Origin of the sequence: Mycolicibacterium hippocampi, from assembly GCF_010723735.1 — a bacterium.
Taxonomy (GTDB): Bacteria; Actinomycetota; Actinomycetes; order Mycobacteriales; family Mycobacteriaceae; genus Mycobacterium; species Mycobacterium hippocampi.
In genome coordinates this window covers 1,063,081-1,077,223 of the sequence record NZ_BLLB01000002.1, presented here as the reverse complement: position 1 = coordinate 1,077,223, position 14,143 = coordinate 1,063,081, and the positions used below count along the sequence as shown (strand labels likewise).

The 14,143-nt window shown below is 67.7% G+C and carries 13 protein-coding genes and 1 pseudogene; 5 read left to right on the top strand and 9 right to left on the bottom strand.

All coding sequences use genetic code 11. The features are described 5' to 3' along the window. The first annotated feature begins 82 nt into the window (after positions 1-82). Positions 83-817, top strand: coding sequence for an SDR family oxidoreductase (locus G6N53_RS06285; RefSeq protein ID WP_163887699.1), 735 nt, complete (start codon positions 83-85; stop codon positions 815-817). Here the strand turns inward: G6N53_RS06285 and G6N53_RS06280 are convergent. From G6N53_RS06280 to G6N53_RS06265, 4 genes are all read right to left on the bottom strand, one after another. Beyond that, positions 795-1,691 carry an enoyl-CoA hydratase/isomerase family protein gene (locus G6N53_RS06280; RefSeq protein ID WP_163887698.1) on the bottom strand — a complete coding sequence of 299 codons (897 nt, stop codon included), beginning with the start codon at positions 1,689-1,691 and terminating at the stop codon, positions 795-797. The two genes, G6N53_RS06285 and G6N53_RS06280, sit on opposite strands and share 23 nt — an antisense overlap. Next, positions 1,688-3,208: a fatty-acid--CoA ligase FadD4 gene (gene fadD4, locus G6N53_RS06275; RefSeq protein WP_163887697.1), complete on the bottom strand. Its 1,521-nt coding sequence runs from the start codon at positions 3,206-3,208 to the stop codon at positions 1,688-1,690. The genes G6N53_RS06280 and fadD4 overlap by 4 nt, the downstream gene beginning before the upstream one ends. Before the next feature lie 75 nt (positions 3,209-3,283). Then, on the bottom strand, positions 3,284-3,550 hold the full coding sequence (locus G6N53_RS06270) for an MmyB family transcriptional regulator (protein WP_163887696.1): 267 nt from the start codon (positions 3,548-3,550) through the stop codon (positions 3,284-3,286). Positions 3,551-3,553: 3 nt separating this feature from the next. Beyond that, positions 3,554-3,946, bottom strand: a complete 393-nt coding sequence (locus tag G6N53_RS06265) for a response regulator transcription factor (RefSeq protein WP_237166436.1) — start codon at positions 3,944-3,946, stop codon at positions 3,554-3,556. A 35-nt stretch (positions 3,947-3,981) separates the two neighbouring features. On the opposite strand from G6N53_RS06265, the pseudogene G6N53_RS06260 reads away from it, so the two are divergent. Next, positions 3,982-4,326: pseudogene (locus G6N53_RS06260) on the top strand (LutC/YkgG family protein); the annotation flags it as partial. Between the two features lie 130 nt (positions 4,327-4,456). Here G6N53_RS06260 and G6N53_RS06255 read toward each other — a convergent pair. After that, positions 4,457-5,950, bottom strand: coding sequence for an MFS transporter (locus tag G6N53_RS06255; protein ID WP_163887695.1), 1,494 nt, complete (start codon positions 5,948-5,950; stop codon positions 4,457-4,459). After that, positions 5,947-7,188: an FAD-dependent monooxygenase gene (locus tag G6N53_RS06250; RefSeq protein ID WP_163887694.1), complete on the bottom strand. Its 1,242-nt coding sequence runs from the start codon at positions 7,186-7,188 to the stop codon at positions 5,947-5,949. Before G6N53_RS06250 ends, G6N53_RS06255 begins: the two co-directional genes overlap by 4 nt. Positions 7,189-7,327: 139 nt before the next feature. Between G6N53_RS06250 and G6N53_RS06245 the strand changes: the two genes are divergently transcribed. Further along, complete coding sequence (locus G6N53_RS06245; RefSeq protein WP_163887693.1) at positions 7,328-7,978, top strand: TetR/AcrR family transcriptional regulator; 651 nt, start codon at positions 7,328-7,330, stop codon at positions 7,976-7,978. Positions 7,979-8,076: 98 nt separating this feature from the next. Here G6N53_RS06245 and G6N53_RS06240 read toward each other — a convergent pair whose 3' ends face one another. The 3 genes from G6N53_RS06240 to G6N53_RS06230 all read right to left on the bottom strand — a co-directional run bounded on the left by G6N53_RS06240 (position 8,077) and on the right by G6N53_RS06230 (position 12,453). After that, entirely contained in the window at positions 8,077-9,906 is a 1,830-nt protein-coding gene (locus tag G6N53_RS06240) for a phosphoenolpyruvate carboxykinase (GTP) (RefSeq protein ID WP_163887692.1), read from the bottom strand. A gap of 193 nt (positions 9,907-10,099) precedes the next feature. Next, entirely contained in the window at positions 10,100-11,443 is a 1,344-nt protein-coding gene (locus tag G6N53_RS06235; protein WP_163887691.1) for a hypothetical protein, read from the bottom strand. After that, positions 11,440-12,453 carry a hypothetical protein gene (locus tag G6N53_RS06230; protein WP_308206911.1) on the bottom strand — a complete coding sequence of 338 codons (1,014 nt, stop codon included), beginning with the start codon at positions 12,451-12,453 and terminating at the stop codon, positions 11,440-11,442. The genes G6N53_RS06235 and G6N53_RS06230 overlap by 4 nt, the downstream gene beginning before the upstream one ends. Before the next feature lie 178 nt (positions 12,454-12,631). On the opposite strand from G6N53_RS06230, the gene trmB reads away from it, so the two are divergent. Continuing rightward, positions 12,632-13,411, top strand: coding sequence for a tRNA (guanosine(46)-N7)-methyltransferase TrmB (gene trmB, locus G6N53_RS06225; RefSeq protein WP_163887690.1), 780 nt, complete (start codon positions 12,632-12,634; stop codon positions 13,409-13,411). Further along, positions 13,408-14,106 carry an NYN domain-containing protein gene (locus G6N53_RS06220; RefSeq protein WP_163887689.1) on the top strand — a complete coding sequence of 233 codons (699 nt, stop codon included), beginning with the start codon at positions 13,408-13,410 and terminating at the stop codon, positions 14,104-14,106. The genes trmB and G6N53_RS06220 overlap by 4 nt, the downstream gene beginning before the upstream one ends. Positions 14,107-14,143: the final 37 nt, after the last annotated feature.

Below are 14,143 nucleotides of genomic sequence, written 5' to 3'. Positions count from 1 at the left end.
GTAGCGGCCACTGCCTGGGTGCAGCGCACCCAGGAACGCAGGGCCCTGGCCACGCCACCGGAGACCGCCGACACTCGGATGCATGACCGAGTCGAAGATCATCCTCATCACCGGCGCCAGCAGTGGTATCGGCGCTGCCGTCGCCACACACCTGGCTCGCGCGGGTCACCACGTCATCGGCGGCGCGCGCCGAGAGGACCGGCTGAAAGAGCTCCTCGAGACCACAGCTGCCGAGAAGGCCGGCGGCAGCCTGTCGGTGCGCCGCCTCGACGTCACCGACCGCGAGGACATGGCCGAGTTCGTCGACGACGCAGTCGCGGCCCACGGCCGGGTCGATGTGCTGGTCAACAACGCCGGCGTGATGCCGTTGTCACGCCTGGACGCACTGCTGGTCGACCAGTGGGACAACATGATCGACGTCAACGTGCGCGGGCTCCTCAACGGTATCGCCGCCGCGTTGCCGCAGTTCCAGCGTCTGGGCTGCGGGCACTTCGTGACGGTGGCCTCCGTCGGCGCACACGAGGTGGTGCCGACAGGTGCGGTGTACTGCGCCACCAAGCACGCCGCGTGGGCGATCACCGAAGGTCTGCGCCTGGAGCTCGACCCCTCGATCCGGGTCACCACGGTCTCTCCCGGGGTGGTCGAGACCGAACTCGCCGACACCATCACCGATCCCGTTGCGGTGCAGGCGATGCGGGACTACCGCGCTGCGGCAATCTCGCCGCAGGCCATCGCCCGCGCCATCGGCTACGCGATCGACGAACCGGCCGAGGTCGATGTCAACGAGGTCATCGTCAGGCCGGTCCGGCAGCGCTGACCTCGTCGACCATACCCCACCGCAACGCGGTCAGCGGGTCGAGCGGTCGCCCGGACAACACCAGATAGGCCGTGCGCCAGCGGCCGATCCGGCGGGTGATGCTCACAGTCCCCCCGGCACCGGGGATCAACCCCAGAGCGAGTTCCGGCAGCCCGAGCACCGCCTCGGGATGGCAGCGCACCCATCCGCAGAACGCGGCCATCTCCAGCCCGCTGCCCTGGACCTGCCCGTGTATCTCGGCCCGGCATGCACGTCCCAGCCGGGCGGTGATGTCGGCGAGCGCCAGGGCGGGGCTGTGCCGGGTGCGGGCCAGGTGTGCGCCGGCCGGGTCGGTGAAGGTGCCGAACTCGGCGAGGTCCCCACCGCTGCAGAAGGACGGTCCGTTGCCGGCCAGTACCAACTCGTCGACGGACGGATCCAGCCGGGCCACGTCCAGCGCTTCCAGCAGGGCCGCGCGGGCATCGGTGGAGAACGCGTTGTGCCGCTGCGGCCGGTTGAACCGGACCGTCAGCCGGCCGCCGTCACGTTGCGCCTCAACGGGGTTGGCGATCTCCGGCACCTGCGCCGGGCCTCGTTCGGCCAGCCAGCGGGCGAACTCGGCGCCGGACTGCAGGGTCGAGTACGCGAGCGACTCGGTGACGACCCCGGTGAACGTCGAGCCATTCGGATCGAGGGCACGCAACACGTCGTCACACACCGACGCCGCCTGCGGCCACCGGCGACAGCGTTCGGTGAGCTCGTCGAGGGACTCGGACACCGAGGCGACCGTGACCGCACGGCGGTCGTCGCAGGGGGCCTCGGTGAGCGTGAAAGTCGCTTCCTCGGAGGGTGTCCCGGTGGCGACGAGCACTCCACCGGCCAGCTCGACGTTCATGAGTACTTCTTCATCAGCTCCTGCTTGTACAACTTGCCCGTGTCGGTGCGCGGCAACTGCTCCTCGAACGAGATCGAACGCGGGCACTTGTAGTGCGCCAACCTGTCCCGCACCCAGTCGAGCAGTTCGTGCGCGAACTCTCCCGTGGCATCGCTCGGGTCGACGGTCTGCACCACCGCTTTGACGCTCTGCCCCATCTCGTCGTCGGGGATCCCGAACACCGCGGCGTCCATCACCAACGGGTGGGTGACGAGCAGGTTCTCCGCCTCCTGCGGGTAGATGTTCACCCCGCCGGAGATGATCATGTGATGCCGACGGTCGGTGAGGTAGAGGAAGCCCTCCTCGTCGACATAACCGATGTCGCCCACCGTCTTCCAGCCGCGGGCGTCGCGCGACGAGGCTGTCTTGCCCGGATCGTTGAGATACTCGAAATCGAACCCGCCCTCGAAGTAGATCTCCCCGGCCTGGCCCGGGGGCAGTTCGTTGCCGTCCTCGTCGAGGATGTGCAGTGCTCCCGCCAGCGGCCGCCCGACCGAACCGGGATGGGTCAGCCACTCGTCTGCTGTGATCAGCGTGGAACCGTGCGCTTCGGAGGATGCGTAGTACTCATCGACGATCGGGCCCCACCAGTCGATCATCTGCTGCTTGATCTCCACCGGGCACGGTGCTGCGGCGTGCATCACCCGCTCCAGGCTCGACACGTCGTAGGACAACCGCTTGTCTGCAGGAAGTTTCAGCATCCGGGTGAACATCACCGGGACGAACTGGCCGTGCGTGACGCGGTACCGGGCGATGGCGTCCAGCGCTCCTTCGGCGTCGAACTTCTCCATCACCACGGTGGTGATGCCCCCGGCCTGCGTCTGCATCGACCACACCGACGGAGCGGTGTGGTACAGCGGCGCGGGGCTGAGATAGATCGTGTCAGGGTGCATCCAGAAGGACACCAGGGCGGCCATCAGACCGGGCACCTCGGCCGGCGGCAGGTGCGGCAGTTCGCGTTTGATGCCCTTCGGCCTGCCGGTGGTGCCCGAGGAGTACTGCAGCAGGTCGCCTTCGATCTCGTCGGTGATGGGGGTGTCCGGCTGTCCGGCAACACATTCGGGGTAGCTCTGCCACCCGTCGAGCTGCCCGTTCGCGATCACCAGGACCGGGGGCAGACCATGGGGGAGCTCGTCACGAAGGCCGGCGAGGGTATCCCTGAGCTTGCCGGAGCCCACGATCGCCTTGGCGCTGCTGTTGTCGATGATGTACGCGGCCTCGGCGGCGGTCAGGTTGGTGTTGATGGGCACGTAGTACAGGCCGGCGCGGCGCGCCGCCCACATCACCGCGTGCATGTGCTCGTTGTTCTCCATGAGGACCGCGACGACGTCGCCCTCCACCAGCCCCGCGTCCCGGAACAGGTGCGCCAGACGGTTGGCCCTGGCTTCCAGTTCCCCGAACGTCACGACCGTTCCGGACGGGTACATGATGATGGCGGGCTTGTCAGGTGTGGCAACGGCGGTGTCGCGAATCTGCATGGTCAGACTCTACTTCGCATGAGTTGACGGGTGTCAAGTGGCTGGGCGGCACCGGCCCGCGCGGGTGAGTCTCGGTCACCGACCGGCGGAGTGCAGGGGAGACGCGCCGGGGCCGCCATTTTCCGGAGTCATGTCTTGAGTGCCGATGACCGATAACAGCGACAGTGCCTGCTGCGAGGGCGAGCCCGGGTCGGCGGTGAAGAGGACCATCAGCTGGTCGCGATCAGGGACCACCAACAGGTTGCAGTGCATCTCGATCGGGCCCACCATCGGATGGGTCATGGACTTCACCTGGTGCCGCGCGCTGCGAGAGCTATACGTAAGTCGGGAGGCCTGCAACATTTGTCATAGGCCGAACTCGGCTGCCCGCCGCATCAGCTCGAAGCGGGATCGAATGCCCAACTTGCGATAAATCCGCGCAACGTGCGACTCCACGGTGCGTTCGCTGATGTAAAGCTGCGCTCCGATAACCCGTGCCGAGGCTCCTTCGCACGCCATCGACAGCACCTGGCGCTCCCTCTCGGTCAGCGGCTCGACATACACCGGCACATCGGAGCCCTCAGGCGACGTCGAACGGTCCCACGAACGGCGCAAGACAATGGTTTTGGATGCCTTCCACACCACGTCGTTGATCTGGCGCCAGAGCCCGGCTCGCCCTTCGTCGTCGAGTATCGGATTGCGTTGCGGAGGACCGTTCATCACCCCGGGCGGCAACTCCGAAATCACGATGGCATGCACATCGGGATTTCGCGCGTGATCGGCCCGAGAAGCCCCTGACCGTTGAACAATTGGATCGCTGTGACGCCGTCTTGACAGGGTGCGCGCTCGCCATCGCCGCCACCGGAACAATCGTCCTCGATGCCGGGGCTACGCAGGGTCGGCGTGTGATGACTCTGGTTCCTGACCATCACATTTGCGTCGTCTTCACCACCCAGGTGATCGACACGGTGCCGCAGACATTCGCGACTCTAGATCCGACCAGACCGTTGACGTTCATCTCCGGTCCAAGCGCGACGAGCGATATCGAGCTCAGCCGGGTGGAGGGTGTACACGGTCCGCGTACTCTCGACGTGCTGCTCGTGGCCGCGAACCCACACGTTCCGCCCTCGTCCACATAGGCACCGTATTTCGACTCATGGGGAGATCTGGCCACAATGTTGCGCATCTCTGTCGCCGCGGCGCTTCCGGGCTTTGAGGGGGACCTCGCTGGCGACGGTTGAGTCTAGCCGTTTCCCGAACAGGCCCGGCCTACCGGGATACCGGCTGACCGTCGGTGAAATCCGGATGCTGCGGCGTTCCCGGCGCGGCCGGCGCGGCAGGCCGATTGCGCGCCAACATGATCGCGGGCACCGCGGCGAGGACGAAGAGCACCCCGACGAAGAGGACGTAGAGGTGGACGCCGGCCGCCGTGCTCACCGGGGCCCCGTCCGTGAACGTGCCGGCGACTTGGTTGGCCTTGAGCACTTCACCTCCGGCGACATTGACGACGACGGAGCCGAGCGCGAGGACGATCGACACCAGGCCGGCGATCGTGCCCTGCCGTTCGGGCCGCGCGAGACTGGTCGCCAGGTTGTAGCCGGAGGCACCGATCGCCCCGGCGGCCACGCCGAGCATGGCGCCGCAGGCAATCGCCAGCGGGAGCACTGATACACCCGCCAGCATCGCGAACGTGGCCACGATCCCGACAGCGATACCGCCGAGCAAGGGCAGTTCGGGACCGGTTCGCCCTGCGATCCATCCGGCGCACACGCCTCCGACGACGATGCCGGCATTGGGCGTGGCGAGCAGCAGTGCGACCGCCTCTCCGTTGCCCAGACCGTAGCCGAGCCCCAGGTCCGGCGGAACCTGGGAGATGATGCCCGTCAGTTGCAGCATGCTTCGGAACGCGCCGGCCGCCAGTGCCAGGGCCAGCAGGGTCAGCAGGATCGGGCGGGTGAGCGCACGGATGTCGATGATGGGTTCGTCGACCCGCAGCGTGCGTAACGCCCACCCTGCCAACGCGGCTACGCCGAACGCCAGCAGCGCGATCAAGCCCCCGGACAGCCATCCGAGGCCTCTTCCGAGGCTGACGTAGGCGAGCACGGCGCCGAGACCGCCGCCCAGCAGCAGTGCGCCGCCCACGTCGATCCGGCCGGCGCTGCGGATCGGCGACTCTGGGATGAAAAACCGCACGCAGAGCGCGGCCGCTGCGGCGAGCAGCGCCGCCGTGATGAATACACTCCGGTAGCCGAACACGTCGATGATCGGCTTCATCAGGAACGGCTCGATGATTCCGACGATCGATGAGCCGGACGTCAGCAGCCCGACGAGGGTCATCGCTACTCGCGGGCTGCAGATCTGGCGTGTGAGGGCCACCGTGAGGAAGATCGCGGCGAAGGCGGCGCCTTGGAGGAAACGCCCCGCCAGGAAGATCCAGAGGTTGGGGGCGGCGAGGCAGACCAGCGCTCCTGCGCATGCGAGGAGCAGCGTGGCGATGAGTATCCGGCGCTTGCCGAAGATGTCGGAACTCTTCGCAAGCAGCGGCGACCAGATGGCCCCTGCCAACATAGCGCTTGCATTCAGCCACGCGGCCTGATCGGTGTCGAAGTGCTCCATCAATTGGGGCAGGACCATCATCGGCGAGCCGATGACCACATCGGCCAGGACGTTGGCGAGCGTGAGAACGGCCGCCCAGAGGATGAGCCGCTTACTCCAGCGGTGCTCTCGGGGGCCGGGGACCGAGTCTTCCAGCGTGACTGTCAATTTGCTCTACTTCCAGCGCAATTCGTGGAGCGCTGAAGATCCTGGTTCGACAGCGAAAGGTCGGTGGCGGCGGTTCGGAGCCCGGCCTGCAGCAGATGGACGAGCCCGACCCGCTGCAGCCATGGCACGCAACACAACTTGATGTTGCGGCGCAGCAGTTGTCCGCTGGTGCGTGCGATCACGGTGGAGTCGGTACGCAGTGCCAAGTTCTGATTCGTGTCCACGTAGCCGCGCAGTCTGCGCTCGTAGGCGGCGAAGGCCGGCTCCGGTCGATCATGGCGGACCAGCTCACTCGCCAGTACATAGGCGCCGGCGATCGCGATGCTGGTGCCCTGGCCTGACAGGAACGCCGGCGCGTAGGCGGCATCGCCGACGAGTGCGATGCGGCCGGAACTCCAGCAATCCATGCGGACCTGGCTGACGGTGTCGAAGTACACGTCATCGGCGTCGGGCAGGGTGTCGATGACCTCGTTGGTGCGCCAGTGGTCCTCGGCGAAGGCCTCGCGAAACACTGTTGCGATCTGGTCGGTAGCGTGTCGATTCACCGAGCCCGGCGCCGGGTGGACGAAGGTCAGGAACGCCCGGGCCGCAGCGCCGTCGGGCGGACGTTCGATTGCGGCGGTGCGCCCCGGCTGCGAGTAGAGGAAGCCGGTTCCTGGCGCGAACATGTTGGTCGGCAATTCCCAGACCGCCACGTACGGACCCAGGTGGCGGACGAACCGGTCCTCCTCGCCGAAGGCCAGTTTGCGGACGTTGGAGTGGATGCCATCGGCGCCGATCACCACGTCGAACGTCTGGGATCGGCGACGGTTGAAGGTGACGTCGACGCCTGCGTCCGTCTGCGTCACGCTGGTGATCGAATCGCCGAAGACGTAGCCAACCCGATGGGCGCTTGCCCGGTAAAGGATTTCGCTGAGCGCGCCGCGAGTGAGTTCCACGTCTTCGCTGCCCGAGGAGCTCAGCAGGTTGCCGAAGTCCAGCGTGCACAGTCGACGTCCGCGTGGAGCGAGCAGATCCACAGGAACGTGTCGGTAGCGCTCCGCCGAGATCTGGTCGGAGAGGCCCATCCGACGGACGACATCGATTGCCGTGCCGCGGACGTCGACGGGGTATCCACTGGTGCGTAGGCGCTCGGCGCGCTCGACGACGGTGACGTCCCAACCGGCCTCCGACAGCCAGAAGGCGAGCACCGGTCCGGCGATGCTTGCACCCGAGATCAAGGCGCGGCGAGCTGTCATTGGATCCTCCGATTCGTTGAGCACGATGAATTTGCCGCCCATGTCCACTCAGCGCTGAGCCCGCAGGCGCGTAAGGCCGTCAATTAGCTACACAACCGTTGCTTATAGTGACCGTAGCCGGGTGCGATAAGCTACGCAAGTGTCCTCTAAAGGTTGGGAAGGGCAGCGGCGTCGTGGTGCCGCGCTGGAGTCCGCGATCCTCGACGCAGGTTGGGATCAACTCATCGAGGCCGGCTACGAAGGCTTCACCATCGATGCGGTCGCCGCGCGGTCAGCATCGGCCCGCTCTGTGCTGTACCGGCGCTGGCCATCACGGTTGGACCTCCTCGAAGCGGTGATCCGCCGCCGCGGCGAGATCGACATGATCCCGATCCCCGACACCGGGACCTTGCGCGGTGACGTGCTGGCGATCTTGACCGAGTTCAACGAGCGGCGATCCCGGACCATCGGCCTCATCGCCGCGCGACTCGGCGCATATTTCGACGAAGCGGGCGGCTCACCGCACCAACTTCGCGCCCTGTTCGTCCCCGACGGACCGAGCTCCATGGAGACGATCGTCCAGCGCGCCGTCACCCGCGGCGACCTCGCGACCATGCCACCAGCCCGCATCGTCGCGCTGCCGGCCGACCTGTTGCGGCACGAACTGCTGATGACGATGGCTGCGGCGTCGCAGCAAACCATCCGCGAGATCGTCGACGACGTGTTTCTACCGCTGGCAACGAACTTCGGGAAGGGCAGCCGTCGGGACGAGCCGTCGGATGAGCCACGTGCGCAGGATTCCAAACCCTGATGCGGTCAGCCGTGCGTGTGGTGGTTGCAGTGCCCCGCGTGCGAGGTCGCGAAACGAGACATGTGAAGAGTGGAGGTGCGTGGCGAGCGGAGCGGCGGTCAGGCCTCTTCGGCGAGCCGGTGCTTGAGGGCGTCGAACTCGTCCTTGATACCGGTCGGCAGCTTCTCGCCGACGAACTCGAACCACTCCTCGATCAGCGGGAGTTCCTGGCGCCATTCCTCGGCGTTGACCGCCAGCGCCTCGTCGACGTCTTCGGCCTTCACGTCGAGCCCCTCGAGGTCCATGTCGGCGGCCGTCGGCACGATGCCGATCGGTGTGGTCTTGCCGTCGGCCTTATGCTCGATGCGCTCGATGGCCCACTTGAGCACCCGGCTGTTCTCACCGAAACCCGGCCACAGGAAACGACCGTCGGCGCCGCGGCGGAACCAGTTGACGAAGAACACGGCGGGCATTTTTGACTCGTCGGAGTTCTTGCCGATGTCGATCCAGTGCTGCATGTAGTCGCCCACGTTGTAGCCCATGAACGGCAGCATCGCCATCGGGTCGCGGCGCACGGTACCGACCTTGCCCTCGGCGGCTGCGGTCTGTTCAGAGCCGAGGGTGGCACCGATGAACACGCCGTGCTGCCAGTCGCGGGCCTGGGTGATCAGCGGGACGGTGGTCTTGCGTCGCCCGCCGAAAAGGATCGCCGAGATCGGCACGCCCTGCGGGTCGTCCCACTCCGGGGCCAGGGTCGGGCACTGCGAGATCGGGGTGCAGTAGCGCGAGTTCGGATGCGCTGCTTTGGTTTCCGTCTCACGCAGGATCCAGTCGTTGCCCTTCCAGTCGATCAGGTGGTCGGGCTCGCCCTCCAGCCCCTCCCACCACACGTCACCGTCGTCGGTCTTGGCGACGTTGGTGAACACGGTGTTGCCGCCCGCGATGGTCTTCATGGCGTTGGGGTTGGAGTCCCAGTTCGTTCCCGGCGCGACGCCGAAGAAACCGAACTCGGGGTTGGTGGCATACAGCCGGCCGTCCTTGCCGAACCGCATCCACGCGATGTCGTCGCCCACGGTTTCGGCGCGCCAGCCCGGGATGGTGGGCTGCAGCATCGCCAGGTTGGTCTTGCCGCAGGCCGAAGGGAACGCCGCCGCGATGTAGTACGCCTTGTTCTCCGGGGAGATCAGCTTGAGGATCAGCATGTGCTCGGCGAGCCAGCCCTCGTCGCGCGCCATGGCCGACGCGATGCGCAGCGAGTAGCACTTCTTGCCCAGCAGCGCGTTGCCGCCGTAGCCGGAGCCGTAGCTCCAGATCTCGCGGGTCTCCGGGAAGTGGGTGATGTACTTCGTGTCGTTGCACGGCCACGGCACGTCCTTCTGGCCCGGCTCGAGCGGCGCACCGACGGAATGCAGCGCCTTGACGAAGAACCCGTCATCACCGAGCTTGTCGAGCGCCGCCTGCCCCATCCGGGTCATGGTGCGCATCGAGACGACGACGTACTCCGAGTCGGTGATCTCGACGCCCAGCTTGGGGTCTTCGGCCTCCAGGGGGCCCATGCAGAACGGGACGACCCACATGGTGCGGCCACGCATGCAGCCGCGGTACAGATCGGTCATGAGGCCGCGCATCTCGGCGGGGTCCATCCAGTTGTTGGTCGGACCCGCGTCGACCTCACGCTCGGAACAGATGAAGGTGCGGGATTCGACGCGCGCGACATCGGACGGGTCCGAGAGTGCGAGGTAGGAGTTCGGCTGCTTTTCCGGGTTGAGCTTCTGGAAGGTGCCCGCCTCGACCAACTGTGCGGCCAGCCGGTCGTACTCCTCGGCCGAGCCGTCGGCGAACGCAACGCGCTCGGGCTGGGTGAGTTCGGCGATCTCGCGGACCCAGGCCAGAAGCCCCTCGTGCTTGGTGGGTGCGGAATCCAGTCCTGGAATTGTCGCTGCGGTCATCCTGTTGTCTCCTGCATCTTCTGCGCGAGGTCTCTGCCAGGACGCAGGCGCCCGACTCTGAACCAAAGGCTCGAACCGATTGCTGCGGCCGTTCCCTTATGTACTGAGGTTAACGTGGTGCGCATACCCGTGGTCATTCAGGAGTATGTCCGATCACTCACAGGAACGATTCAGATGCCTGTCACCCGGTGGTCTACCGACCGGTAACCAGAGTTTCGCTCGATTTGGCCGTCGCCAACGCGGTCCGAACGGCCTCCAACTGCTGCTGCAACGACTCTGCGCGCCGGCGCTCCCGGAGTTCGGCATCGATCTCGGCGATGCGCGCACAGGTCGCCGAGTTCTCGCCGTCGATGCGGGCCAGGTGCGCCGATACCAGCCCGGCTTCGGCGGCCAGGAGCGTGACGACCACCCGCTCCTCGAGCGCGTGCCGGCACGTGGTGACCACCTCATCGGTCCACCGGTCGAAAACCGCCCGGTCGTGCAGCAGACCCCGCACTCGCACCACCCATACCGTGACGGCCAGCCCGAACGCGGCGGCCGCGCCCGCGACCGACGGCCCCGACGCAAATCCGGCGAACAGCCGGGACACCACCAGCGCCACGCCGAGTCCGAACCCCGCGCCGAGGACCACCATCAGCTGCGTTTCCAGCCGCCGCGCCCGCACCGGCGGTTCGGCGGCCGCTGCCACCGGCGCGAGCAGCATCCGCCGTGCCGGCGTTGTCAGGCCCAGTTCGGACGCCAACGCCGAGATCCGCGCGCCGATCTGCTCGTCGACCTCGGCGACCACGTCGCCGCACCGCCGCCGGGCGCAGCCGACGAAGTCGTCGCTGCCCCGGCCGGTGGTGGTGGCGGCCAGGCGGAGCAGTTCGGTTCGCGTCGACATGCAGCGTTGGCGCGCGGTGTGCAACAGCGCCACCCGGGTCTGCTGGATCCGGCTGCGAAGTTCGACCACCCCATCGGATCGGGACCGGTTACGTTGCCGCACCAGTTCTTCGCGACTTCGGTGAAGCGCGTCCCGCTTGGACAGCTCGGCGCACAGCCGGGACTCCCAGGCACGCAGGCTGTTCCGGCTCGCCAACCGGGGGTGGCAGAGCTGCCGTTCCAGTAGTTCGACGACGCCGTCGACGTACGGTTCCCCCAACCGCGGCGCGGCTGCGGCACCTGTCCACGGGATGTCCCGAAGCCGGGGCACGCCCGCGCCGAGCCTTTCGCGGTCGGCTTCCAGAACCCCTCGCCAGTTGCGGTGGTCGTCGACCTTGGTGACCACCGCGATCACCACATCGGTAACGGCGGTCGCGAGATCGGCCAGCGCACAATCCGATTCCGTGAGCGGGGCGACTGCCGACACCACCAACAGCACCGCCGTCGGTGCGGCCTCGGTGCCGATCTCGTGGTCCTCCGCGAAGCTGTGCCCGGGCATCCGGTGTCGCAACGCCTGCACCAGGCTGGTGACCCCGGCCCGCGGCGGCCCGATGACCAACACGACGTCGCGACGGCACACCCCGGGCGGTTCGGCAGGATCGGCCGCGTCGTTCACCGCGTCTGCCCGAGTAGTCGCAGCGAACCGCGGGCGATGTCCGCCGCACACCGCTGGTGCAGCAGGTCGACAGGACCCCGGCTGTAGCGCCGCCAGTGCCGCGCGCGACGCATGTGCGCGTCCGCGTCGTGACCCCGGTCCACGGCGGCCCCGCAGGCCTGCACCACCTCGACCGCGGCCGCCATCACCGCGATGACGATCTCGTCTGAGGTCAGGAACACCTCGAGCCGGCGGTCACCGGATCGCGCGGCGAGCAGCTGCAGTTCGTGCACCGCGGCACACACCCTGCGGTAGCGGATCGGCGCCGCCAACCCGTCCAGATGCTCGACCACCCGGTCCACCTGGCTGAGCGCGCGCAGCTGCCGGGTGACCGTCGCGGTGCTGGCGCCGTCGGCGAGGGCCAGTACGGCGTGAGCCAGGCCGAACCGGTCCAGCCTGGCCAGCAGTTGCCGGCGCACCGTCGCGGGCAGCGGGTGCTGCGACTGCACGAACGCGTCGGTCGACGTCATGTCGGCGGGGTGGGTGACAAGTGTGCGCAGCGCCGCGACGTCGTCGTCGTCGAGCTCGACCGAGGCGAGGTGGGCGATCATGGGGACGACGGTCAGCCCCACCGTCGCAGCCACCTGCGCCGCGATCCGCTCGGCGGCGTCGAGGGGCCTGCCGGCGCCCGTCAGGTCCGCCTTGTTGAGCACCACCAGCGTCGGGGTCGGGACTGCTGCGGCGGATCGGTCCTCGGGTTTGAGCGCCTCGGCGATCACGAGCACCTGGACGTCGGCGCCCACAGTGTCAGTGGCTATCGTCACACCGGAATCGGCGAGCGCGGCAGCCACCGCGCCCCGCCCTACCCCGCCCCGGCCGCGCACCGCCACCGCCAGCGGCGCACCGCAGCGCTCCTGGACGGCCGTCACGCCCGGAACCCGGACGCGAGCGGCGAATTCGGCCAGTACGTCGACGAAAATCTGCAGCCCCCGCTCCCGAACCCCGTTTCGGCCCGTTCCGAAAATCGTCACACCTCCGACCGGACGAAACCGGCCGTAGCGGGCAGGCTGGGGATGGTGGCCGGTGTGGGGATGAACACGGCTGGCCAGAAGGGGTCTTCGGAGGTGGACGCAGCGGGTACTCGCAGGTACCAGTGGAAGGCAACTGTTGGGTATCAATCTGTAACACGATGCGGGGAGTGCAGCCTTGATGAGCGACCATGGACGGATGCAAGTGCCGGGTCCCGACGTCGCCAGTGCGCTGGCTGACGAACCGGAGGTCAACCCGCATTTCTCCCGCCGGGTCACCAGCTTCCGCGCCAGACGCTCGACGATCTCGGACAAGCAGCAGGCAACCTGGGACCGGCTGTGGCCGGAACTGGGCCGGCAGGCCCGCGACGACACCCAGACCGGACCCTCGGAACCACTCGACACCGAGGCGTGGTTCGGCCGCCACGCCCCGGTGATCCTGGAGATCGGCTGCGGAACAGGCACGTCGACCCTGGCCATGGCGCAGGCCGAACCGGACCTGGACGTCATCGCCGTCGAGGTCTACCGGCGCGGCCTGGCCCAGCTGCTCAGCGCCATCGACCGCGCCACGGTCACCAACATCCGGCTGATCCGCGGCGACGGGGTCGACGTGCTGACCCACATGATCGCGCCGCAGTCGCTGACAGGGGTGCGGGTGTTCTTCCCGGACCCGTGGCCCAAGGCGCGCCACCACAAGCGCCGGCTGCTGCAACCCGCCACGATGGCGCTGATCGCCGACCGACTGCGGCCCGGAGGAATCCTGCACGCCGCCACCGACCACCGCGGGTACGCCGAGCAGATCTCCGAGGTCGGGGACGCCGAGCCCCGGTTGCGCCGGATCAGCGCCGATCGTGCTGCCGACACCCTGCCCATCTCGGTGGCCCGGCCTGCCACCAAATACGAGATCAAGGCGCTGGCCGGCACCGACGTCGCGGAACTGCTCTGGGAGAAGGCGACATGAGCCTGACCGAGAACATCCCCGACGTTCCCGACGTCCTCACCCCCGCAGCCGACGGCCCTGCGATCGCACGCGTCCTGCTGGTGTGGGACGCACCCAACCTGGACATGGGGCTGGGTTCGATCCTCGGGGGCCGCCCGACCGCGGCGCACCGGCCCCGGTTCGACGCGTTGGGCCGGTGGCTGCTGGCCCGAACCGCCGACCTGTCTGCGCAACTCGGCGCCAACGAACGCAGCCTCTCGCTCGAGCCCGAGGCCACCGTCTTCACCAACATCGCCCCGGGCAGCGCCGACGTCGTCCGCCCGTGGGTGGAGGCACTGCGCAACGTGGGCTTCGCGGTGTTCGCGAAACCCAAGATCGATGACGACAGCGATGTCGACAGCGACATGCTCGCCCACATCGCCCTGCGCCGCGGCGAGGGGCTGGCCGGCTTGATCGTGGCCTCGGCCGACGGTCAGGCTTTCAAACTCCCGCTGGAGGACCTCGCCAGAGACGGCATCCCGGTCCAGGTGCTCGGATTTCGCGAACATGCCAGTTGGGCGTTAGCGTCGGATACCTTGGAGTTTGTCGACCTGGAGGACATCGACGGTGTCTTCCGGGAACCGCTACCGCGAATCGGCCTCGATTCGCTGCCAGAGCAGGGCGCTTGGCTGCAGCCATTCCGGCCGCTGTCCTCGCTACTGGCCTCGCGTGCCTAGAAAACTGAAGCCGGGTTTCTGATGTGCGCAGAGGCCG